The 21,347-nt window shown below is 70.1% G+C and carries 17 protein-coding genes; 6 read left to right on the top strand and 11 right to left on the bottom strand.

The genetic code is table 11. The features are described 5' to 3' along the window. Positions 1 to 180 precede the first annotated feature (180 nt). From speA to BDK63_RS16155, 3 genes are all read right to left on the bottom strand, one after another. On the bottom strand, positions 181 to 2,091 hold the full coding sequence (speA, locus tag BDK63_RS16165; protein ID WP_183333827.1) for a biosynthetic arginine decarboxylase: 1,911 nt from the start codon (positions 2,089 to 2,091) through the stop codon (positions 181 to 183). Positions 2,092 to 2,099: 8 nt separating this feature from the next. After that, positions 2,100 to 3,059, bottom strand: a complete 960-nt coding sequence (locus tag BDK63_RS16160; RefSeq protein ID WP_183333815.1) for a homoserine kinase — start codon at positions 3,057 to 3,059, stop codon at positions 2,100 to 2,102. Between the two features lie 86 nt (positions 3,060 to 3,145). Beyond that, entirely contained in the window at positions 3,146 to 3,433 is a 288-nt protein-coding gene (locus BDK63_RS16155; protein ID WP_183333813.1) for a DUF2782 domain-containing protein, read from the bottom strand. A gap of 173 nt (positions 3,434 to 3,606) precedes the next feature. Between BDK63_RS16155 and polA the strand changes: the two genes are divergently transcribed. Further along, complete coding sequence (polA, locus tag BDK63_RS16150; protein WP_183333811.1) at positions 3,607 to 6,372, top strand: DNA polymerase I; 2,766 nt, start codon at positions 3,607 to 3,609, stop codon at positions 6,370 to 6,372. Between the two features lie 60 nt (positions 6,373 to 6,432). On the opposite strand, the gene BDK63_RS16145 is transcribed toward polA, so the two are convergent. Continuing rightward, positions 6,433 to 7,458: a Fe(3+) ABC transporter substrate-binding protein gene (locus BDK63_RS16145; RefSeq protein ID WP_183333825.1), complete on the bottom strand. Its 1,026-nt coding sequence runs from the start codon at positions 7,456 to 7,458 to the stop codon at positions 6,433 to 6,435. Between the two features lie 216 nt (positions 7,459 to 7,674). Here BDK63_RS16145 and BDK63_RS16140 point away from each other — a divergent pair, with 216 nt between their 5' ends. Next, positions 7,675 to 8,850 carry an ABC transporter ATP-binding protein gene (locus tag BDK63_RS16140; protein WP_183333809.1) on the top strand — a complete coding sequence of 392 codons (1,176 nt, stop codon included), beginning with the start codon at positions 7,675 to 7,677 and terminating at the stop codon, positions 8,848 to 8,850. Here BDK63_RS16140 and BDK63_RS16135 read toward each other — a convergent pair. From BDK63_RS16135 to dctP, 4 genes are all read right to left on the bottom strand, one after another. Continuing rightward, positions 8,764 to 10,449, bottom strand: a complete 1,686-nt coding sequence (locus tag BDK63_RS16135; protein ID WP_183333807.1) for an ABC transporter permease — start codon at positions 10,447 to 10,449, stop codon at positions 8,764 to 8,766. The genes BDK63_RS16140 and BDK63_RS16135 overlap by 87 nt on opposite strands. Positions 10,450 to 10,610: 161 nt before the next feature. After that, positions 10,611 to 11,942, bottom strand: a complete 1,332-nt coding sequence (locus tag BDK63_RS16130; RefSeq protein ID WP_183333805.1) for a TRAP transporter large permease — start codon at positions 11,940 to 11,942, stop codon at positions 10,611 to 10,613. Beyond that, positions 11,939 to 12,442 carry a TRAP transporter small permease subunit gene (locus BDK63_RS16125; protein ID WP_183333803.1) on the bottom strand — a complete coding sequence of 168 codons (504 nt, stop codon included), beginning with the start codon at positions 12,440 to 12,442 and terminating at the stop codon, positions 11,939 to 11,941. Before BDK63_RS16125 ends, BDK63_RS16130 begins: the two co-directional genes overlap by 4 nt. Before the next feature lie 66 nt (positions 12,443 to 12,508). Further along, complete coding sequence (gene dctP, locus BDK63_RS16120; RefSeq protein WP_183333801.1) at positions 12,509 to 13,612, bottom strand: TRAP transporter substrate-binding protein DctP; 1,104 nt, start codon at positions 13,610 to 13,612, stop codon at positions 12,509 to 12,511. Positions 13,613 to 13,970: 358 nt separating this feature from the next. Here dctP and BDK63_RS16115 point away from each other — a divergent pair, with 358 nt between their 5' ends. Next, the gene (locus tag BDK63_RS16115; protein WP_183333799.1) at positions 13,971 to 16,157 is read left to right on the top strand and encodes a tRNA(Met) cytidine acetyltransferase TmcA; all 2,187 of its coding nucleotides are present in this window, start codon (positions 13,971 to 13,973) and stop codon (positions 16,155 to 16,157) included. A gap of 173 nt (positions 16,158 to 16,330) precedes the next feature. Further along, on the top strand, positions 16,331 to 17,818 hold the full coding sequence (locus BDK63_RS16110) for an aminoacyl-histidine dipeptidase (RefSeq protein ID WP_183333796.1): 1,488 nt from the start codon (positions 16,331 to 16,333) through the stop codon (positions 17,816 to 17,818). Between the two features lie 138 nt (positions 17,819 to 17,956). Here BDK63_RS16110 and BDK63_RS16105 read toward each other — a convergent pair whose 3' ends face one another. The 3 genes from BDK63_RS16105 to BDK63_RS16095 form a co-directional block, all read right to left on the bottom strand. Next, positions 17,957 to 18,313 carry a hypothetical protein gene (locus tag BDK63_RS16105; protein WP_183333793.1) on the bottom strand — a complete coding sequence of 119 codons (357 nt, stop codon included), beginning with the start codon at positions 18,311 to 18,313 and terminating at the stop codon, positions 17,957 to 17,959. A gap of 208 nt (positions 18,314 to 18,521) precedes the next feature. After that, the gene (locus tag BDK63_RS16100) at positions 18,522 to 18,995 is read right to left on the bottom strand and encodes a Dps family protein (RefSeq protein WP_183333791.1); all 474 of its coding nucleotides are present in this window, start codon (positions 18,993 to 18,995) and stop codon (positions 18,522 to 18,524) included. A gap of 135 nt (positions 18,996 to 19,130) precedes the next feature. Beyond that, entirely contained in the window at positions 19,131 to 20,267 is a 1,137-nt protein-coding gene (locus tag BDK63_RS16095; RefSeq protein WP_183333788.1) for a glycerate kinase, read from the bottom strand. Positions 20,268 to 20,391: 124 nt separating this feature from the next. On the opposite strand from BDK63_RS16095, the gene BDK63_RS16090 reads away from it, so the two are divergent. Together BDK63_RS16090 and BDK63_RS16085 are read left to right on the top strand one after the other, a co-directional pair. Then, entirely contained in the window at positions 20,392 to 20,943 is a 552-nt protein-coding gene (locus BDK63_RS16090; RefSeq protein ID WP_183333786.1) for a hypothetical protein, read from the top strand. Beyond that, a complete protein-coding gene (locus BDK63_RS16085) occupies positions 20,940 to 21,299 on the top strand; it encodes a hypothetical protein (RefSeq protein ID WP_183333783.1) in 360 nt (119 codons plus the stop codon). The genes BDK63_RS16090 and BDK63_RS16085 overlap by 4 nt, the downstream gene beginning before the upstream one ends. Positions 21,300 to 21,347: the final 48 nt, after the last annotated feature.

Below are 21,347 nucleotides of genomic sequence, written 5' to 3'. Positions count from 1 at the left end.
CTCCTCCTTCGGATCGCCCGATCCTTGAATGGATGTCTCTTCCATTCTGGCGCATTGCGACGCCGTTAAAGGGGGAGGAGACCATCTCATCATCCTTGGGCGCTACCGACGCCATCCCTGGCGTAGGACCCCCTCTTCGTTCTGTCCCCGGCGCCCTCTCATGGCGATCAAGCTGAGCGCTTATTCCAGGTAGGTGTACCCGGCGATGCCCTCGGAGAGGTCGTCGAGGAAGCGCTGCTGCTCCTGCTCATCGAGGCCGCTGCCGGCCAGCTGCTCGGCCAGGTTGTTGCGCAGCACCTCGGCATCGAAGTTCACGTACCCCAGCACGTCGGCGACCCGGTCGCCCTGCTGCACGTGGCTGATCACCCAGCTACCGTTATCGTCCAGGGCGGCGTCCACCGAGTCGGTGTCGCCGAACAGGTTGTGCAGGTCGCCGAGGATCTCCTGGTAGGCGCCTACCAGGAAGAAGCCCAGCAGCTTCTCCTCGCCCTCCTGCCACTCGGGCAGGGGCAGGGTGGTCTCGACGCCCTGGCCGTCCACGTAGCCGTCGATGCGGCCGTCGGAGTCGCAGGTGATGTCCTGGATCACCCCGCGCCGCTCGGGCTCGCGGTCCAGGCCGGCCAGCGGCAGCACCGGGAAGATCTGCTGGATGCCCCAGACGTCGGGTACCGACTGGAACAGCGAGAAGTTGACGAACAGCTTGTCGGCGAGCTTCTCGGCCAGCTCGTCGGAGATCTCGCGGTGGGCCCGGTTGCGGGTATCCAGGCGCGAGCGCAGCCGGGCGCAGGCGGCGAAGTAGACGGCCTCGCCCTCGGCGCGGGCGTTGATGTCGGTCATGCCGATCACGAAGCGCTCGTGGAGCTCGCCCATGGCCTGCACCAGGTCGTGCCAGGCCTCGACCAGGCCCCGCGGCTCCATCTGGGCATGCAGCAGGTCGTGGACCCGCCACAGCTCGTCCACCTGGGGGTCGCCCTCGACGCGGCGCTCCGGCGCCTGCTCGCTGACCCGCTCCTCACCGATGACGTTGGTGATCAGCACCGCGTGGTGGGCGGTCAGGGCGCGCCCCGACTCGCTGATCAGGTGCGGCTCGGGCAGCCCCTGCTCCTGGCAGGCCTGGCGGAAGGCGTAGACCACGTTGCGGGCGTACTCGAGCATCGAATAGTTGGCGGAGCAGAAGCTGCGCGAGCGGGTGCCCTCGTAGTCGACGCCGAGGCCCCCGCCCACGTCCACGGTGTCCACCGGGGCGCCCAGCTCCACCAGGCTCTGGTAGAAGCGCGCGCACTCGCGCAGGCCGCCCTGGATGTCGCGGATGTTGGCGATCTGGGAGCCCAGGTGGAAGTGCACCAGCTGCAGGCTGGCCAGGGCATCCGCCTCGCGCAGCTGATCCACCACCGTCAGGATCTGGCTGGCGGTGAGGCCGAACTTGGACTTCTCGCCGCCGGTGTTCTGCCAGCGGCCCCGGCCCACGGTGGCCAGGCGGGCGCGCAGGCCGATCCGCGGCCTGACGCCGATGCGCTCGGCCTCCTCCAGGATCAGCGGCAGCTCGGAGAGCTTCTCCACCACCAGGTAGACCCGGTGGCCGAGCTTCTCGCCCATCAATGCCAGGCGCACGTACTCGCGATCCTTGTAGCCGTTGCAGACGATCAGCGAGGGGCCGTCCCCGGAGAGGGCCAGCACGGCGAGCAGCTCCGGCTTGCTGCCGGCCTCCAGGCCGACGCGGCCGCGGCCGCGCTCCTGGGTGGCGAGGATCTCCTCGACCACCCGGCGCTGCTGGTTGACCTTGATCGGGTAGACGGCGGTGTAGCCGCCGCCGAAGGCCTCTTCCTGCATGGCGGTATCGAAGGCGGCGCACAGCTGCTCGACCCGGTCGTGGAGGATGTCGGTGAAGCGCACCAGCACCGGCAGGCGCAGGCCGGCGCGCTTGAGCTCGGCGACCAGCTCGTCCAGCGGCAGGGCCGGGCCCTCGGCCTCGCTGCCCAGGGGGCGCACCAGGGCATGCCCCGAGTCGTCCACGTCGTAGTAGCCGCTGCCCCACTGGTCGATGTTCCAGATGCGGCGTGCGCGCTTCGCCGGGCTGCCGGCACTGGCCATGGCGAGACTCATGCATTCACCTCGGGTAGGGGCAGCGCGCCGTGTTCCAGGCGCGCCAGCAGGATGGAGCGGAACTGCTCGGGGTCATGGGGCGTCAGGTCGTGGGCCGGCGGGTCCACGAAGACCACCAGCAGCCGCGAGAGCCAGTAGCGCAGCGCGGTCATGCGCAGCATCATCGGCCAGGCGTCGCGCTCGGCGGCGGTGAGCGGCCGGCGGACCTGATAGGCACCGAGCAGGGCGTCGTGGCGCTCGACATTCAACCGGCCGTCGGGCTCGGTGGCCCAGTCGTTGATGACGATGGCCAGGTCGAACAGCAGGTCGCCCGTGCAGCCGTTGTAGAAGTCGATCAGCCCGCCCAGGCGGTCGCCCTCGAACAGGGTGTTGTCGCGGAACAGGTCGCCGTGCAGGGCACCCTGGGGCAGCGCCGGGGCATCGCCGAAGAATCCCTGGTAGGTCTCCACCTCGTCCTTCATCAGCGTCTGGTCTTCCGGCGAGAGGTAGACCAGCACCTTGTGGTGCATGGGCAGCAGCCAGTGGAGGTCGCGCGGGTTGGGGCGGTGGCCGGGGAAGCGCTGCGAGACCTTGTGCATGTGGCCAAGGGCGTCGCCCAGGGCCCGGCACTGGGCCAGGTTGGGATGCCTGGGGTGCCGGCCCGGCAGGCGCGGGAAGAGCAGCGCCGGCTTGCCGGCCAGGCTGTGCAGCGCCACGCCGTCGCGGTCGTGCAGGGGCCCCGGCACCGGCAGGCGGTGCTCGTCCAGGTAGTCGAGCAGGTCGACGAAGAACGGCAGCTCCTCGTGCTCACCCTGCTCGAACAGCGTCAGCACCAGCTCGCGCCGGTCGGTGGTGACGAAGAAGGTGCTGTTCTCGGTGCCGGCGGGCACGCCTTCCAGGGAGACCAGCGAGCCGGCATCGAACTGTGCCAGGAAGTCCGCGACCTGAGTCTCGGTAAGCGGTGTGAATACGGCCATGTGTCTCTCACCCGGGAATGCCAAGCCGCCTATTGTAGCGACTTGGCCGAGTGATGCACGTGTCCCGACCCTGGTAGAGCCCCTGATCAGAACCTCCGCAGGATCCACTGGGGCACGGCGATGCGGTCGCCCTCCTGGCGCTCGAAGTTGCCGTCGCCGTCGTGGTCCACCAGGTAGTAGGAGGGGCCGCGGGAGGGGCGGATCTCGATGGCGTAGAGCTCGCCGTTGATGCGGTACTCGCGGATGGTGCGATCCTCCTCCTGGCGGATGGTGATGTCCGGCTCCAGGTCGGCGGAGGACTGGGCCAGGGCGGGACCGGTGGCGACCAGGGTGAGTCCCATCAGCAGGGCGATAAGGGTGCGTGTCACGATCATGGTGGCCTCCTGGCTGCCGGTGGCAGGGGCGAGGGGAGATACCCGCAGTGTAAGGCGCACGGCGCACGCTGCCCACCACCCGCGGCAAAACGCGGCCGCAATGCGTATCATGGATGACCAGAATCACGATTCCCTGCACCTGCCGGGTGCACCGACCCAATGGATGCCGATACATGGCCGACACGCCCATCGTTCTCGTCGACGGTTCTTCCTACCTCTACCGCGCCTTCCACGCCCTGCCGCCGCTGACCACCTCCTCGGGGCAGCCCACCGGCGCCATCAAGGGCGTGCTCAACATGCTCAAGCGGCTGATCAAGGACTACCCGGACAGTCCCATGGCGGTGGTCTTCGACGCCCCGGGCAAGACCTTCCGCGACGAGCTGTTCGAGCAGTACAAGGCCCACCGGCCGCCGATGCCCGACGACCTGCGCTCCCAGGTGGCGCCGCTGCACGCCTGCGTCAGGGCGCTGGGCCTGCCGCTGCTCTGCATCGAGGGGGTGGAGGCCGACGACGTCATCGGCACCCTGGCCCGCCAGGCCACCGAGGCCGGCCGCGACGCGGTGATCTCCACCGGCGACAAGGACATGGCCCAGCTGGTCAATGGGCACATCACCCTCGTCAACACCATGAAGGACGAGACCCTGGACGTGGAGGGCGTGAAGGCGAAGTTCGGCCTGGAGCCTGCGCTGATCATCGACTTCCTGGCGCTCATGGGCGACAAGGTCGACAACATCCCCGGGGTGCCCGGCGTGGGCGAGAAGACGGCGCTGGGCCTGCTGCAGGGCATGGAGGGCGGCCTGGACGCCATCTACGGTGACCTCGAGCGGGTTGCTACCCTGGACTTCCGCGGTGCCAAGACGCTGCCGAAGAAGCTCGAGGCGCACCGTGACCAGGCGTTCCTCTCCTATCAGCTGGCCACCATCAAGACCGACTGCGAGCTGCCGGTGGGCCTCGACGACCTCGATATCGCCCACCCCGACCGCGAGGCGCTTCTCGAGCTCTATCGCGAGTACGAGTTCAAGGCCTGGCTCGCCGAGCTGCTGGAGGGCAAGGACCAAGGGGTGGATGACGTCGCCGGTGGCAGCGCGACCCCGGACGCCGCCGAGGCGGATGGCGCCGGCAGCAGCGCCGCCCGTGAGGACCAGGTGATCCTCGAGCAGGAGGCGCTGGACGCCTGGCTGGCGCGCCTGCAGGCGGCCGAGGCCTTCTGCTTCGACCTGGAGACCACCAGCCTGGCCTACATGGAGGCCGAGATCGTCGGGGTGGGGCTGGCGCTTCAGGCGGGAGAGGCGGCCTACATCCCGCTGGCCCACGACTACCTGGACGCCCCCGCCCAGCTCGATCGCGACGCCGTGCTGGCCGCCCTCAAGCCGCTGCTGGAAGATGCCGGCAAGACCAAGATCGGCCAGAACCTCAAGTACGACATCTCGGTGCTGGCAAGCCACGGCATCGCGGTGGCGGGGCCCCTGGAGGACACCATGCTGGAGTCCTACGTGCTGGACTCCACCGCCACCCGCCACGACATGGACTCCCTGGCGCTGAAGTACCTGGGGGAGAAGACCGTCTCCTTCGAGGAGATCGCCGGCAAGGGGGCCAAGCAGCTCACCTTCAACCAGATCGCCCTGGAGCAGGCCGCCCCCTACGCCTGCGAGGACGTGGACATCACCCTGCGCCTGCACGGCGAGCTGCGCCCGCGCCTGGCGAAGGAGGGGCGCCTGGCCGAGGTGCTGGAGACGATCGAGCTGCCGCTGGTGCCGGTGCTGTCGCGCATGGAGCGCACCGGCGTGGCGCTGGACCCCGAGCGGCTGCACACCCAGAGCCGCGAGCTCGAGGGACGCATCCGCGAGCTGGAGGCCCGTGCCCATGAGTTGGCCGGGCGCGAGTTCAACCTGGGCTCGCCCAAGCAACTCGGCCAGATCCTCTTCGAGGAGCAGAAGATCCCGGTGATCAAGAAGACCCCCAAGGGGGCCCCTTCCACCGCCGAGGCCGTGCTCGAGGAGCTGGCGCTGGACTACCCGCTGCCCAAGGTGATCATGGAGCACCGCGGCCTGGCCAAGCTCAAGTCTACCTACACCGACAAGCTGCCGCGGCTGGTGAACAAGGCAACCGGCAGGCTGCACACCAGCTATCACCAGGCGGTCACCGCCACCGGGCGGCTCTCCTCCAGCGACCCCAACCTGCAGAACATCCCGATCCGGACCGAGGAGGGGCGCAAGATCCGCCAGGCCTTCATCGCCCGGCCCGGCTACCGCATCGTCGCCGCCGACTACTCCCAGATCGAGCTGCGCATCATGGCGCACCTCTCCGAGGACAGGGGGCTGCTCGAGGCCTTCGCCGAGGGGCGCGATATCCATGCCGCCACCGCCGCGGAGGTGTTCGGGGTGCCCCTGGAGAAGGTCTCGGGCGACCAGCGGCGCAGCGCCAAGGCGATCAACTTCGGGCTGATCTACGGCATGAGCGCCTGGGGCCTGGGCCGTCAGCTGCATATCGAGCGCAACCAGGCCCAGACCTGGATCGAGCGCTACTTCGACCGCTACCCCGGGGTGGCCCGCTACATGGAGCGCATCCGCGCCCAGGCGGCCGAGGACGGCTTCGTCGAGACGGTGTTCGGCCGGCGCCTCTACCTGCCGGAGATCCACGCCCAGAACCGCGCCCGCCGCCAGGGGGCCGAGCGCACGGCGATCAACGCCCCCATGCAGGGCACCGCGGCGGACATCATCAAGCGGGCGATGATCGACGTGGACGCCTGGCTGCAGGCGGGCGAGATCGATGCCTGGATGGTGATGCAGGTCCACGACGAACTGGTGTTCGAGGTGGCGGACGCGCAGGTGGAGGCCTTCATCGAGCAGGTGAAGGGGCGCATGCAGGCCGCCGCGGCGCTCAGCGTGCCGCTGATCGTCGAGGCGGAGTCGGGGGCGAACTGGGACGAGGCGCACTGACCATCAAAAACGCCACCGCGGCGGCGGTGGCGTTTCGGGTCGGGGCGGGGACCGGAAGGCTCAGCGCCAGCCGGCGCGATCGAAGATGCGAATCGCCTCGGGGTTGTTCTCGCCCAGGATGCTGATGTTGAGGTCGTCCTTCTTGAAGTCGCCCCAGGACTCCAGCACCGGGTTCTTCTTCACGCCTTCGACCGCCGGGAACTCGTAGTTGCCGTTGGCAAAGATCTCCTGGGCGGTGTCGGAGGCCAGGAACTCCAGGAAGCGCACGGCGTTGTCGCGGTTGGGCGCGCCCGCGACCACGCCGGCCCCGCCGACGTTGATGTGGGTGCCGCGGCCGTCCTGGTTGGGGAAGATCACGCCGACCCGCCGGGCGACCTCGCGATCGGCCTCGCTGTCCGAGTGCAGCAGGCGAACATAGTAGTAGTGGTTGGCCAGCGCGAGGTCGCACTCGCCGCTGGCCACGGCCTTGATCTGGTCGGTGTCGCCGCCTTCGGGGTCGCGTGCCAGGTTGGCCACGACGCCCTGGGCCCACTCCTCGGCCCCCTCGGCCCCATGGTGCTCGATCAGCGAGGCCATCAGGGACTGGTTGTAGATATTGTTGGAGGAGCGGATGCAGACCTGGCCCTCGAACTCGGGATCGGCGAGGTCCTCGTAGCTGGCGACCCGGCTCGGATCGAAGTCCTCGCGATCATGGAAGATGACCCGCGCCCGCTGGCTGAAGCCGAACCACAGCCCCTCCGGGTGGCGCATGGACGACGGCAGGCGCTCGTCCAGCACCGCTGACTCGACGCCCTGGAAGATGCCGTCCTGCTCGGCGCGCCAGAGGTTGCCGGCGTCCACGGTGATCATCACGTCGGCCGGGCTGGCCACGCCCTCGCGCTTGATCCGTTCGATCAGCTGGGCGGAGTCGCCTTCCAGGAGGTTGACCTCGATGCCGGTCTCTTCGGAGAAGGCCTGATAGAGCGCCTCGTCGGAATCGTAGTGACGTGCCGAATAGACATTGAGCGAATCGGCGCTCGCCGCGGTGGCGAAGGCGGAGCCGGCCAGGGCAACGGCCAGCGGGGCGGCAAGACGAACAGGCTTCATCATGGGGACCTCGTGTGCCTCAGGAATGGGAATGATAATTCGTTGTATTAACTCGTGGCCATTGAACCCTCTCCGCCGAGAGCCGTCAAGCCCGGGGAGGCCGGTTTCTTGCGCTGGCGCAGGGAACGATCGAAATGCGAGTGTCTTTCAAACGCATTAACACTTGGGATCGGTTATGATAGGGCCATGTTGTCCGGCACGATGTCGAGAACGCCCATGAAGCACAATCTCATGCAAGCCTCCGGGCCCCGGGAACTGGCGCTGTCGATGGCAGGAATCCACCATGCCTTCGGCAAGCGCGACGTGGTCAAGGGAGTCGACCTGGAAGTGGCCCCGGGCGAGGTCGTCTGCCTGCTGGGGCCGTCCGGCTGCGGCAAGACCACCCTGCTGCGGATCGCGGCCGGCCTCGAGTCCCTGCAGCAGGGGCGAGTGGTCCTGGACGGGCAGGAGGTGGCTCGGCCCGGCGGGAACACCCTGCCCCCCGAGAAACGCAGCGTCGGCCTGGCCTTCCAGGACTCGGCCCTGTTTCCCCACCTGTCGGTGCTGGAGAACGTCACCTTCGGCCTCAAGCGCCTGCCCGGCCGCGAGCGCCGCCGTCGGGCCCTGGCGCTGCTCGAGCAGCTGGGCATGGCGGCCCACGCCGACAGCTACCCGCACATGCTCTCCGGCGGACAGCAGCAGCGCGTGGCCCTGGCCCGTGCCCTGGCGCCGGAGCCGCAGCTGATGCTGCTCGACGAGCCCTTCTCCAGCCTCGATGCGCGGCTTCGCGACCAGATCCGTGACGACACCCTGCACGTGCTCAAGAAGGTGGGGGCCGCCACGCTGCTGGTGACCCACGATCCGGAAGAGGCGATGTTCATGGCCGACCGTATCGCGCTGATGTGCGATGGCCGCATCATCCAGATGGGCACCCCGCGCGAGCTCTACTGCACGCCCAATGACCCCTTCGTGGTGTCGTTCTTCGGCGAGGTGAACGAGCTCTCGGGCGTAGTTCGCGACGGCGTCATCAGCACGCCGGTGGGCAATGTCGAGGCCGGCTGGCTGGCCGATGGCTGCGAGGCGAGGGTGATGGTGCGTCCGGAAGCCCTGCAGGTCGCGGTGCTGGACGCGCCGCGGGAGTCGCACCGGTACAGCCATGTCGTCATGGCCAAGCTGCTGGGGCGCACCAGCCTGCTGCACATCTGTGCCCATGGGCCCGACGGGGAAGAGGCCCACGTCCACGCCCGCATGCCCGGCGTCTTCCTGCCCGCCGAGGGGCAGCCGGTGACGCTGCGGCTGGACCCCTCCCAGGTATTCGTCTTTCCCTCACTTGCCGCTGCCGGGCCGGGAGCGGCGCATGGCCAGGCTGAGCAGGATCACCGGGACTATGCCTACGACGACGATCGCCAGTGAGGCCGTGGAGGCCTCGGCGAGCCGCTCGTCGGCCGCCAGGCTGTGAGCCCTCACCGCCAGCGTATCGAAGTTGAAGGGGCGCAGGATGATGGTCGCCGGCAGCTCCTTCATCACGTCCACGAACACCAGGATACAGGCCGCCAGCAGGCTGCCCCGCATGATCGGCGTATGCACGCGCCGCAGCGTGCCGGTGGCGGTCTGCCCCAGGGTGCGTGCCGCGGCATCCATGCTCGGCGTGACCTTGCCCAGGCTTGCCTCCACGGCATTGAACGAGACGGCCAGGAAGCGGACCACGTAGGCGTAGATCAGGATGAACGCCGAGCCGCTGAAGATCAGGCCGATCACCTCCCCGCGGTGCTCCAGTAGCCAGGTATTGATGGTGTTGTCGAGCCAGGCGAAGGGGATCAGGATGCCCACCGCCACCACCGAGCCCGGAATCGCATAGCCCATCGCCGCGATGCGGGCAGCGGTGCTGGTCAGCCGCGTGTCGTTGAGGCGCACCCCGTAGCTCAGCACGACGGCCAGGGCCACCGCGACCAGCGAGGCCACGCTGGCCAGCACCAGGCTGTTGCGGGCGTAGGTCAGGAAGCGCGTGCCGAACAGGGCGTCGCCCTGCTCGATGGCCAGCTGGGCGAGGATGCCGCTGGGGATCAGGAAGCCGCCCAGGATCGGCACCAGGCAGGCCAGGAAGGCGCCGGCGGCACGCCAGCCCCCCAGGTGGAACTCGGGCAGCTGCTGGTAGCGGCTGGAGGTGTGGAAGTAGCGCCGCTTGCCCCGCGACCAGCGTTCCAGCAGCACCAGCGCGATGACGAAGGCCAGCAGGCAGGCCGCCAGCTGGGCGGCGGCGACCTGCTCCCCGAGTCCGAACCAGGTGCGATAGATGCCGGTGGTGAAGGTATCCACGCCGAAGTACTGGACCGCCCCGAACTCGTTGAGCGTCTCCATCAGGACCAGCGACACGCCGCCGATCAGCGCCGGCCGCGCCAGGGGGATCGCCACGCTGCCGAACAGCCGCCAGGGGCCCCGCCCCAGGGAGCGGCCCACGTCGAGCATGCAGACCGACTGCTCCATGAAGGAGGCGCGGGCCAGCAGGTAGACGTAGGGATAGAGCACCAGGGTGATCAGCGTCGCGGCCCCGCCCAGGGAGCGGATGGCGGGAAACCAGTAGTCGCCGTGGCTCCAGCCGAAGAGCTCGCGCAGCCAGCTCTGCAGCGGGCCGGAAAACTGCAGGAAGTCGGTGTAGGCATAGGCGATCACGTAGGTGGGCACGGCCAGCGGCAGCAGCAGCGCCCACTCGAACAGCCGGCGCCCGGGGAAGCGACACATCACCACCAGCCAGGCCGTGCCGGTCCCGATCACCAGGGTGCCGATCCCCACCGTGATGACCAGGAACAGGGTGTTGGCCAGGTAGCGCGGCAGGACGGTGCTGGCCAGATGCTGCCAGACGCCGCCCGTCGGCATGACGATGTGCGCCATGATGGAGAGGATCGGCAGCGCCACGATCAGGGCAATCCCGAGCAGGAGTAGCGTCCAGGGGGTCAGGTGGGGGATCAGCCGGCGCTTCGCGGCGGGCAGGCCGCCACTGCTGGATCTAGACAAGCGGGTGACTCCTTGCAGAGCAGTTGCAAATGAGTTGCGTTGACGGTGGGGAATAGTATCAGGTGCGCCGACCGGCTGCAGCCGCGTTCGGCTGACGGGCGTCAATGCAAAGCGCCCGCCGTGTCGTCACGGCGGGCGCTCTGTGGCGGGAGGGACTAGCCTCAGCCGAGCAGCATCGCCGGCAGGCCGGTGACCAGAGCCGGGAAGAAGGCCATCAGTACGCAGGCCAGCACGATCAGCGCCACGAAGGGCAGCACCGCCTTGTAGAGGTCGACGATCTCGATCCCCGGTGGCGCCACGCCCTTCATGTAGAACAGCGCATAGCCGAACGGCGGGGTCAGGAAGGAGGTCTGCAGCACCACCGCCACCATCACCACGAACCACAGCACGTCGATGCCCATGCTCTCGACGATCGGCAGCATGATCGGGAAGCTCAGCAGCACGATGCCGGTCCAGTCCAGGAACATGCCCAGGATGAATACCAGGAACAGCATGAAGATCAGCGCCCCCACGGTGCCGCCGGGCATCGCCATGACCAGGTCGTTGATCACCGTCATGCCGCCTCCGCGGGAGAAGACCCCGGTGAAGGCGGTGGCGCCGACCAGTACCAGCATCACCATGGTGGTGGTCTTGCCGGCCTCGATCAGGGTCCTGAAGCAGGTCGAGACCTTGCGGTCGCCGAAGATCAGGAACAGCAGGAAGGCGATGCCCACGCCGATCGCCGAGGCCTCGGTGGCGGTGGCGATGCCGGTGAACAGCGAGCCCAGCACGCCGAGGATCAGCGACATGGGCGGCAGCACGTACTTGGCCAGCATGATCAGCAGCTGGCCGGTGCTGGTCTCGGCGCGCTCCTCGGCGGGCACCGGCGGCCCGTAGCTGGGCTTCACGAAGCAGATCACCAGCACGTAGAGGGCATACATCGCGCCCAGCATCACGCCCGGCACCAGGGCGCCGGCGAACAGCGCACCCACCGAGACCGGCGAGTAGCTGGCCATCAGGATCAGCATGATGCTCGGCGGGATCAGGATGCCCAGGCAGCCGCTGGCCATGATCACCCCGGTGCTGAGCTCCTTGTTGTAGCTGTACTTGAGCATCGGGGCCAGGGCGATCATGCCCATCACCGCGATGGAGGCGCCGACGATGCCGGTGGTGGCGGCGAGCAGCACCGAGACGATGACCACGGTAAGCGCCAGGCCGCCGCGCAGGTTGGCCATCAGCAGGCGCATCGCCTCGAACATCTTCTCGGTGACGCCCGAGTCATTGAGGAATCGCGCCATCAGCACGAACAGCGGAATGGCCACCAGGACGTAGTTGTCCATGGCGTTGCCGTAGATGTTGTTGATGATGGTGCCGAGCACGCGCTCGCCGGGGCCCAGGTAGGCGCCGATGACGGCCACGCCGCCCAGCACGAAGGCCAGCGGATGGCCCATGAACAGGCCGATCAGCAGCCCGCCGAACATCACCAGGGTGAGCAGTTCGGGACTCAGGTTCATGCGGCTCTCTCCTCCCGCAGCTGCTGGATGGCACGAATGACGATGGCGACGGCCTGGAGCAGGATCAGCACGGCGGCCACCACGATCACCCCCTTGATGGGGTAGACCGGGATCGACACCACCCCGTAGGTGGTCTCGCCGCGGCTGAAGGAGCGCATGAAGAAGCTCCAGCCCAGGGTCAGCATCATCCAGATGAAGGGCACGAAGAAGATGAGGTAGCCGAGCAGCTCGACGACGGCCTGCTTCCTGCGCGAGAGCAGGCGCTTGAGCACGTCGACCTCGACGTGGGCATGGTGGCGCAGGCCGTAGGCGGCCATCAGCATGAAGTGGGCGCCGAACAGCATCTTGGTGATGTCGAAGGCCCAGTCGCTGGGTCGGCCGGCGAAGAAGCGCAGGCCGATGTCATAGAGGACGATCAGCGTGATCACGGCGATCAGCGGCGCGATGAGCCGGCCGAGCGCCTCGTTGAGCGTGTCGATCGCCTTGGCAATCGCATTCATGGGAACGGTCTCCGACGTCGGAACGCAGGCCGCCCCGGTGCGGACACCGGGGCGGCGGCAGGGGCCTTACAGGCAGGCTTCGATCTCTTCCAGAGACGGCAGGTTGTCCATGGTGCGGCTCATGTTGAACGGCGCGGAGATGTCACGCCAGTTGGCGTAGTGCTCCAGATAGCTGATCATGGAGTGGTAGACCTTGGCATGCATCGGGTCCTCGCAGGCGCCGCGCAGGATCACCTCGTTGGTGATGTCCTGGATGCGCGCCAGCTCCTCCTCGGAGAGCTGGTTGATCTGCACGCCGGCCTCCTGGAACTTGATGGTGCCCTCGGTGGACTGGCGCTCGGACCAGGCCAGCGACCAGGTCATGGTGGCCTCGGCGGCGATCTTCAGCTTCTCCTGGGTCTCCTCGGAGAGGGCGTCCCAGGCGTCCTTGTTGATCATCACGCCGAACACGCTGGCGGACTGGTGCCAGCCGGGTACCGACCAGTGCTCGACCACCTCGGCGAAGCCGGCGTTATAGTCGACGCCCGGGGTGGAGAACTCGCCGGCGTCGATCACGCCGCGCTCGATGGCCTGGTAGATCTCGCCGCCGGCCAGGGTCACCTGGGAGCCGCCCAGTTCCTCGAGCACGCGGCCCTGGTCACGGCCGGAGAGGCGCAGGCGCTTGCCTTCCAGGTCGGCCAGGCTCTCGATGGGCGTGCGGCCCATGAAGCCGGACTCGTTGTTGGTGATGCCGTAGGGCAGGTAGACCATGTTGTAGTCGCCGTAGACCTCCTGGTAGAGGTCGAAGCCGCCCCACTGGTTGATCCAGTTGAGGTAGTCCACGCCGTTGAACAGGCTGGTGGTGGTGGCCAGCGGCGAGAAGGCCGGGCTGCGGCCGGCCCAGTAGCCGGGCCAGTCGCCGGCGGCCTCGATGCTGCCGGTCTCGGTGGCGTCGAAGACCTCGGTGCCGGGCATCAGGGTGCCGCCGGCGCGGAACTCGATCTGCAGCTCGTCGCCGGCCAGCTTGTTGACCAGATCGGCCCAGTGGCGGTCGATCTGGATCAGGTCCAGGTTGTCCGGCCAGGTGGTGGTCATGGTCCAGCGTTCCTGGGCGTGGGCCGTGCCGGAGAGGGCGGCCAGGGCCACACCGGCGGCCAGGCCGGTGAGGGCAAACTTGGTCATCTTCTTCATGCTGTGCTCCCTTGGGGATTGTTGCTGTTCGTGTAGAGAAGACGGCGTGCCGATGCCGCCCCGGATGAAGGACGTGTCGGGGCGGGGTCACCTGCCGGGGGTGCTTGACCGCCTGGGCAGGCGAGGCGACAGCATCAAAGCTAGCACGCGCCCACTGTCACAATCGATAGCTTGCCAAGTACACTGGCCGGAGGGGGCGACACGCCACCAGGGCCTGCTCCGTCGGGACTACATTATCTTTATTTTCAGCCTGTTACTGACTTGTTTCGTACGGGGGGCAAGCGAGCGGCACGGCAGTGGCTGCGTTGAATGGGAGGGAGTGTGCGACTAAAGTTGATGACCCCGGGGACGACCCCCCATGGCTGAGCCCGTGGACCGGGCCGTCGCGGCGCTGCTCGAGCATGCCGGCGGCCTGGCGGCCCGTCGCTGGCGCGGGCTGGTGTGGCTCACCGGCGGCGCCGATGCCTGCCGCCACGCCGCCCTGGCGCTGTGGCAGGCCGGTGGCTGGCAGGCCCCGCTCTGGGTGGCCCCGAACGCCCCGCCGGAGCTGGCCGAGGGGGACTGCCTGACCCCGGGCAGGGCGCGTACCCGCCTGGGTGGCGAGCAGGACCTGCTGGTGGTCGATGCGGTCTCCCGGGGGGCGGGCTTCGACCCCGATGCCTTCGGCGCCCTGGCGGGCACGCTGCGGGCCGGCGGCCTGCTGGTGCTGATGACCCCGCCCGACTGGGGCGCACGCCCCGACGCCGACTACGCCCGCCTGGCCGAGTATCCCTGGCGCCCCGAGCAGCTGACCTGCCGCTACCTGGCGCGGCTGGCCAGGCACCTGGCGGCGGCCCCCGAGGTGATCCACTGGCCGGTCGATCGGCCACCGGGCCTGCCGACCCTCTCCGCCCCGTCCTGCCCCGCGACCGTCCGGCCCGACGATCCCGACTGCCTGACCGCCGACCAGGCCGAGGCGGTGGCGCGCCTGGTGCACCTGCGCCGCCGCCGCCCGCTGGTGCTTACCGCCGACCGTGGCCGCGGCAAGAGCGCGGCGCTGGGCATCGCCTGTGCGCGGCTGCTGGCGGCCGGCGAGAGGGAGATCCTCGTCACCGCCCCGCGTCCGGCGGCGATCGCCACGCTGCTCGAGCGCCTCGCGACGCTCTGTCCCGCCGGGCAGCGCCGCGGGCAGGCGTTCGTGCTGGGCGAACGGCGGGTGCGCTTCGTCGCCCCCGACGAACTGGTCCGGCTGGCCCGGGCGGGCGAGGCCGGGGGCGCCGGCGCCCGGCTGCTGGTGGACGAGGCGGCGGCGATCCCCGCGGCGCTGCTCGGCGAGTGGCTCGACGCCTTCCCGCGGATCGCCTTCGCCACCACGCTGCACGGCTACGAGGGGTCGGGGCGCGGCTTCGCGGTGCGCTTCCGCGAGCGCCTGGCACAGCGCACCCCCGACTGGCAGGGCTGGCACCTTCGCGAGCCGATCCGCTGGGCGACTGACGACCCCCTGGAGCCGCTGGTCGACCGCCTGCTGCTGCTCGACGCCGAGCCCGCCCCGGCCCGGTCGTTGGCGGCGCCGGCCTGGCGGCGAGTGCCGCCCGCCGAGCTGGCCGGTGACGAGGTCCGGCTGCGCGCCCTGTTCGGCCTGCTGGTGCAGGCCCACTACCGCACCACCCCCGCCGACCTGCGGCGCCTGCTGGACGGTCCCGGGGTGGGGCTCGGCGCCCTGGAGGTCGACGGGCAGCCCGCGGGGGTGCTGGTCGCCGGCGACGAGGGCGGCTTTCCGTCCGAGCTGGCCGAGCGGGTGGCCCGCGGCGAACGCCGCCCCCGCGGCCACCTGATGGCCCAGTCGCTGGCCGCCCACGCCGGCAGCCGCGAGGCGCTGACCGGGCGGCTGCGGCGAGTGGTGCGCATCGCCGTGGCGGCCGAGCATCGCCGGGAAGGGCTGGGTCGGCGGCTCATCGAGGCCGAGGCCGAGGAGGCCCGGCGGGAGGGCATCGACCTGCTCGGCGCCAGCTTCGGCGCCGAGCCGGGGCTGATCGCCTTCTGGCGTTCGCTGGGCTTTCGCGCCGTGCGGCTGGGGCTGACCCGGGAGACCGCCACCGGCGAGCATGCGCTGATGGTGGCGCGCCCGCTGAGCGAGCGCGGCGAGGCACTGATGGATGAACTGGCCACGCGCTTCCAGCGCGGCCTGCCGGGGCTGCTGGCCTTCGAGCTGCGCGAGCTGGAGCCCGAGATCGCCGCCGCCCTGCTGGCGGAGGGCGAAGGCCCGGCGCCGGTTGCCGCCGACCGCCGCGATCTGGAGGACGTGGCTTACGCGCTGCGCGAGCCGGCCCTGGTCCGCCCGGCGCTGCAGGCGCTGGTGCGCCACGCCCTGGCGCGGGGCGTGGCGGTCGACGACGAATCGCTCTGCCTGCTGGTGGCCTGGGGCCTCCAGGGGGCGAGCACCGAGCGGCTGGCCGCCCGGCTCGGCGTCTCCGGGCGCCGCGAGGTCACCGCCCGGCTGCGCCAGGCCGCAGCGGCGATGATAGACGCTGTGGCAGTCGCTCATGGCGAGGGGCGCCGGGGATAAACCGAAGAGGGGGTCCGTGGACCAGGGACGGTCAAGGTAGCCCCCAGGGAGGGGTTCATGGCGCCCCCTCGCAGGTTTGTCGCCGGAATAGCCCCGAGCCATACCATCGCTGCTGCTTCCCCTGTCCGGGCGGGCTGAGTAAGGTAGGCCGGTTATCGCAGAGCAGACACCTCATGAACGAACATCTCGAGCGGCTTGAGCCGCAGCCGCTGTGGCGCCACTTCCGCACCCTGTGCAACACGCCCCGCCCCTCCGGACACGAGGCGGCGCTGGTGGCGACCCTCGAACGGTGGGCCGACGCCCGGGGCCTGGCCCATGACCGCGACGCCTTCGGCAACCTGCGCCTGCGCAAGCCGGCCACGCCGGGGTGCGAGGCGGCGCCGGGGGTGATCCTCCAGGCCCACCTGGACATGGTGCCCCAGGCCAACGCCGGCTCCGCCCACGACTTCACCCGCGACCCGATCCGCACCCGCATCGGCGACGATGGCTGGCTGCGCGCCACCGATACCACCCTGGGCGCCGACAACGGCCTGGGCGCGGCCGCGGCGCTGGCGATCCTCGAGGACGAGAGCCTCGCGCATGGGCCGCTGGAGGCGCTCTTCACCCTGGAGGAGGAGACCTCCATGGGCGGGGCGCTGAACCTGGCCGAGGGGTGGCTGGCGGGACAGCGGCTGCTCAACCTGGACTCCGAGGATCGCGGCGAGGTCTATATCGGCTGTGCTGGCGGCGCCGATGTGGTGGTGGAGGTCCAGCTGCCCACCGCCTCCCTGGCCGAGGACGAGGTGGCGCTGCGCCTCTCGCTCACCGGCCTCAGGGGCGGCCACTCGGGCATGGATATCCACAAGGGGCTGGGCAACGCCAACCGGCTGCTGGTGCGGGTGCTGCGCGCCCTGGAGGGCTGTGAGGTGCGCCTGGTGGACTACCAGGGCGGCACGCTGCGCAACGCCCTGCCGCGGGAGGCCTTCGCCACCCTGGCCCTGCCGGCCGACCGGCGTGAGGCGGTGGGGGAGCGGGTCGCCGCCCTGGAGGCGGAGCTGCGTGCCGAGCTGGCCGGCGTGGATGACGGCCTGGCGCTGGCGGTCTCGGCCCCGGAGGCGACGGTCGGCGAGGCGCTCACCGCCCAGGCCAGCCACCTGCTGGTGGCGGCGCTGCACGCGGCGCCCTGCGGGGTGGAGCGGATGAGCAGCGAGGTGCCCGGGGTGGTGGAGACCTCCAACAACCTGGGCGTGGTCGGCCTGGAGGCGGGCCGCTTCCATCTCTGCGCCCTGGTTCGCTCGCTGCGCGACAGCGCCACGGCCGACCTGGCCGACCGCTTTGCCGCGCTCTTCGACCTGATCGGCGCCCGGGTGCGAGTGGAGAACGCCTACCCGGGCTGGACACCCCGGCCCGACAGCGAGCTGCTGGCGCGCTTCTGCCGCCTGCATCGCGAGCGGCTGGGCAGCGAGCCGGCGGTCAAGGTGATCCATGCGGGGCTGGAGTGCGGGATCCTCGGCGGCAAGTACCCGCACCTGGAGATGATCTCCTTCGGCCCGCTGATCCGTGGCGCCCACTCCCCCGATGAGCGGGCGGAGATCGCCTCGGTGGGGGAGTTCTGGACGCTGCTTCGCGCCCTGGTCGAGGACCTGGCGGGCACAGAGCCCAGCGCTCAGGCTCGGGGCTGATCCGTCGACAGCCCTGCAGGGAGGCGCTGTGAACCCCTCCCTGGGCGCTACCGATGCCATCCCTGGCATAGGACCTCCCCTTCGGGCTGTCCCCGGCGCCCCTCGCGTTGCCTGTCCTTGGCTGGGCGGCCGAGAGGGTCAGTGATTGACCTGTATGCGTACCGCCGGGTAGCCGCCCACGGTCACCAGCGGGATGTCGGTGCTGCGGCGATGGTAGCGGCGAGAGTCCCGGCGGGGTTCGCGGTAGCGGGGCGGTGACGAGTAGTAGTGGTGCTCCACCACGCGACTCGGCGTGCGATGGCGGTGCTTGCTGCGCTTCGCTGCCTTGTGGCGCTTCTGGTAGTGGTGTCGTCCGCGGTCGGCGCGGCGATCCTGGTAGTAATGGTGTTGCACCTGGGGCTGGTAGCCGCCGTGGCGGGGGCGATCCGCCATGGCCGGCAGGCTCATGGCCAGCGCGAGGGTGGCCATCAGGGTGGCCAGCAGCAGTCGGTTCATGGTCTCTCCTCCCTGTTCGTTCGGGGCGATCGCTCGTCCCTGCGTACTGGAGGAAGTCTATCGCCCGCGGCGGCATGTCGTGGCCCGCGGGGCCCCGTTCCCGATTCTCTCCATAATGTCGGAGGGGGTGACCGCAAACGACGACACCGCCCACGGGCGGTGTCGTGGCAACGGCAGCCGGCGTTGCGCCGGTCGGTACCGGGCAGGCTCAGCCCAGGTAGGCGCCCAGCATCCAGACGGTCTTCTCCTGCTCGCGGATATAGTCGCCGGCCTGGGCGGCGGTGCCCTCGTCGTCGGCGTCGGAGGCCAGCGAGAGGATCTCGCGCTGCAGTTCGATCAGGGTCTGGTAGCCCTTCAGCACGCCGCGCACGCAGGCCTCGCCGTCGGTGACGTTCTTGTCCTCGGCGATGCCCGACATGGTCACGTAGTCGCTGTAGGCGTGCACCGGCTGGTGTCCCAGGGTCAGGATGCGCTCGGCCACCTCGTCCACCTTGGTCAGCAGGTCGGTGTAGAGCTCCTCGAACTTCTCGTGGAGCTGGAAGAACTGGGGCCCCTTCACGTTCCAGTGGTAGCCGCGCACGTTCATGTAGAAGATCTGGTAGTTGGCCAGCAGCTCGTTGAGCTGCTCGGCCAGCTGGCTGGCGCTGCCCTCGTGCAGGCCGATGGTGTTGGTGTGGCTCATGCGGATGCCTCCTTGATCGCGATGGGAACAGTCTAACCCGCCGGCCGGAAGGCCGGAGAGCCAATGATGGTCATGGCCACCATAGCCGCTGTGCATGACATGCCGACGTGCCGGCGGGGTTTCAAGTGGGCCGGGTCACGCCCTGGATGCGGCGAGCAGTCGCACCACGGATTCGGCGCGGTCGGCGAGCAGCTCGGCACAGCGCTCCAGCGCCTCGTCCAGCCCCATGGGGCCGTCGGCCAGGGCGAAGGCGGCGGTGACCCCCTCCTCGAGGGCGGCCTGCCAGCCCGGTGCCAGGCGTCCGGCCAGCACCACCACCGGCACCCCCTTCGCCCGTGCCGCGCGGGCCACGCCCACCGGGGTCTTGCCGGCCAGGCTCTGGCCGTCCAGCTGGCCCTCGCCGGTGATCACCAGGTCGGCGTCATCCAGCAGCGCCTCGAAGCCGGCCTGGGCCATCACCAGTTCGATGCCCGGGCGCAGGGTGGCGCCAAGGAAGGCCCGGGCGGCGAAGCCCATGCCGCCGGCGGCCCCGGCGCCGGGCAGCTCGCGGTGCTCCTCGCCCAGGGCCGCGGCGGTCACGTCGGCGAAGCGCCCCAGGGCGGCATCCAGCCGCGCGACATCGTCCGGGGTGGCGCCCTTCTGAGGACCGAACACGGCGCTGGCGCCCCGCTCACCCAGCAGGGGATTGTCCACGTCCACGGCGGTCTCCACCCGAAGGTCGGCCAGCCGCGAGTCGAGCCCGCCGAGATCGAGCTCGGCGAGGTCGGCCAGGGCCGCGCCGCCCCGGGGCAGCGGGCGTCCCTCGGCATCCAGGAGCCGGGCGCCCAGCGCCTCCAGCATGCCGGCGCCGCCGTCGTTGGTGGCGCTGCCGCCCAGGGTGAGCAACAGCCGCTCGGCGCCGGCGTCCAGCGCCTCGCGGATCAGCTCGCCCACGCCCAGGGTGGTGCTGTGCAGGGCGGTGCGCTCGGCCGGGGCCAGCGCCTGGAGGCCGCTGGCCTCGGCCAGCTCCACGTAGGCGGTGCGGCTGGCCGCCTGCCAGCCCCAGTCGGCCCGGGTCTCGCGCCCCAGGGCATCGTGCACGCGGGCGGTGCGCCGTTCGGCCCCGGTGGCGGCCAGCAGGGCGTCCAGGCTGCCCTCCCCGCCATCGGCCAGCGGGCACTCGACGCTGGTGATGTCGCCGCCGAGGCGCCGGATGCCGCAGGCGATGGCATGGGCCGCCGCCTCGGCAGGCAGGGCATCCTTGAAACTATCCGGGCAGATGAGGATCTTCATGGGCGGGCTCGTGTCGCGGGTTTCCGGCCCAGCTTAGCCCTCCCGGGCGGTGTGCTGAAGCCCGACGTTTCCACGGCCCGGAGCGATGCGTACACTGCCCCTATCCATTCAGCGGAGATTGCCCATGCGCCCCTGGCTGCTGCTTCCCGTGCTGGGATTCGTGCTGGTGCTGGCCGGATGCCAGACCACGCCCTCCACGCTGCCGGCGGCGGAGCCTCGCCCCGCGGCGGAGTGCCGCTGGCCGCTCGGCGACCAGGCTCCTCGGCCGCTGGTTCGCGCCGCCGTCGATGCCCTGGAGGCCGAGGGCTTCCTGATTCGTCACACCGACCTGGCGCTGGGGCTGGTGAGCGCCGAGCGGACGCGCATCCTGCCCGGCTACGGAGACCGCTACGATGGCTGGGAGACCCGCGGGATGTTCGGGGGGATCGGCATCGGCGGCGGCCGGGGCGGAGTGAGCAGCGGGGTGATGATCGGCTTCGGCGGCGTGGGCAGCCTGACCCGCGATGCCACCCAGCTGGAGCGGGTCTCGCTGCTGGCCGGCGAGGGCGAGGTGCGGGTGAGCCGCGATATCCAGGTCATCGACTGGCGCGGCGAACTGGCCGAGTCGCGCAGCGCCAGCACCGCCGAGTTCTGCCAGCGGCTGCGCGGCGACATCGAGGCGGGGGGTGTCCGATGAGCCGCCTGCTGCTGGCACTGCTGTTCGCCGCGCTGCTGGCGGGCTGCGCCACGCCCTCTCCCCGGGAGATGCCCCGGGAGCTCGAGGTTCCCTTCGCCCCCGACGCCACGCTGCGCGCCTCGGCCCAGGTGCTGATGGCCAACGGCTATGTGGTGCGCCATGCCGATGCCGAGCTGGGTCGCCTGGAGGCGGTGTTCTCGCGCTGGCCCGGCTACCGGGTGCGGGTGGCGGTGTCGGGGGAGGGCGAGCAGAGCCGAGTGAGCCTGGCCGCGACCCGGGGCGGGCGCCCGATGCCGCCGCGGACCCTGGACCGCCTGCTGATGGAGTTGCAGGAGCAGCTGGGCAGGGGGCGTTGAGTCCCGGTTCCGGCTCACCTTTTCGCATGGCGTGAAGCACAAGAGAGA

Source organism: Halomonas campaniensis, from assembly GCF_014193375.1.
GTDB lineage: Bacteria > Pseudomonadota > Gammaproteobacteria > Pseudomonadales > Halomonadaceae > Halomonas > Halomonas campaniensis.
Note: the sequence above shows the minus strand (reverse complement) of the source record. Positions and strands in the feature narration are given on the sequence as shown.

Coding starts and splice junctions, on each gene's coding strand:
- BDK63_RS16085 (WP_183333783.1), top strand. CDS start 20,940: ATGAGCCGCCTGCTGCTGGCACTGCTGTTCGCCGCGCTGCTGGCGGGC.
- speA (WP_183333827.1), bottom strand. CDS start 2,091: ATGGCCAGTGCCGGCAGCCCGGCGAAGCGCGCACGCCGCATCTGGAAC.
- BDK63_RS16140 (WP_183333809.1), top strand. CDS start 7,675: ATGAAGCACAATCTCATGCAAGCCTCCGGGCCCCGGGAACTGGCGCTG.
- dctP (WP_183333801.1), bottom strand. CDS start 13,612: ATGAAGAAGATGACCAAGTTTGCCCTCACCGGCCTGGCCGCCGGTGTG.
- BDK63_RS16115 (WP_183333799.1), top strand. CDS start 13,971: ATGGCTGAGCCCGTGGACCGGGCCGTCGCGGCGCTGCTCGAGCATGCC.
- BDK63_RS16090 (WP_183333786.1), top strand. CDS start 20,392: ATGCGCCCCTGGCTGCTGCTTCCCGTGCTGGGATTCGTGCTGGTGCTG.
- BDK63_RS16145 (WP_183333825.1), bottom strand. CDS start 7,458: ATGAAGCCTGTTCGTCTTGCCGCCCCGCTGGCCGTTGCCCTGGCCGGC.
- BDK63_RS16100 (WP_183333791.1), bottom strand. CDS start 18,995: ATGAGCCACACCAACACCATCGGCCTGCACGAGGGCAGCGCCAGCCAG.
- BDK63_RS16160 (WP_183333815.1), bottom strand. CDS start 3,059: ATGGCCGTATTCACACCGCTTACCGAGACTCAGGTCGCGGACTTCCTG.
- BDK63_RS16155 (WP_183333813.1), bottom strand. CDS start 3,433: ATGATCGTGACACGCACCCTTATCGCCCTGCTGATGGGACTCACCCTG.
- BDK63_RS16095 (WP_183333788.1), bottom strand. CDS start 20,267: ATGAAGATCCTCATCTGCCCGGATAGTTTCAAGGATGCCCTGCCTGCC.
- BDK63_RS16125 (WP_183333803.1), bottom strand. CDS start 12,442: ATGAATGCGATTGCCAAGGCGATCGACACGCTCAACGAGGCGCTCGGC.
- BDK63_RS16130 (WP_183333805.1), bottom strand. CDS start 11,942: ATGAACCTGAGTCCCGAACTGCTCACCCTGGTGATGTTCGGCGGGCTG.
- BDK63_RS16110 (WP_183333796.1), top strand. CDS start 16,331: ATGAACGAACATCTCGAGCGGCTTGAGCCGCAGCCGCTGTGGCGCCAC.
- polA (WP_183333811.1), top strand. CDS start 3,607: ATGGCCGACACGCCCATCGTTCTCGTCGACGGTTCTTCCTACCTCTAC.
- BDK63_RS16105 (WP_183333793.1), bottom strand. CDS start 18,313: ATGAACCGACTGCTGCTGGCCACCCTGATGGCCACCCTCGCGCTGGCC.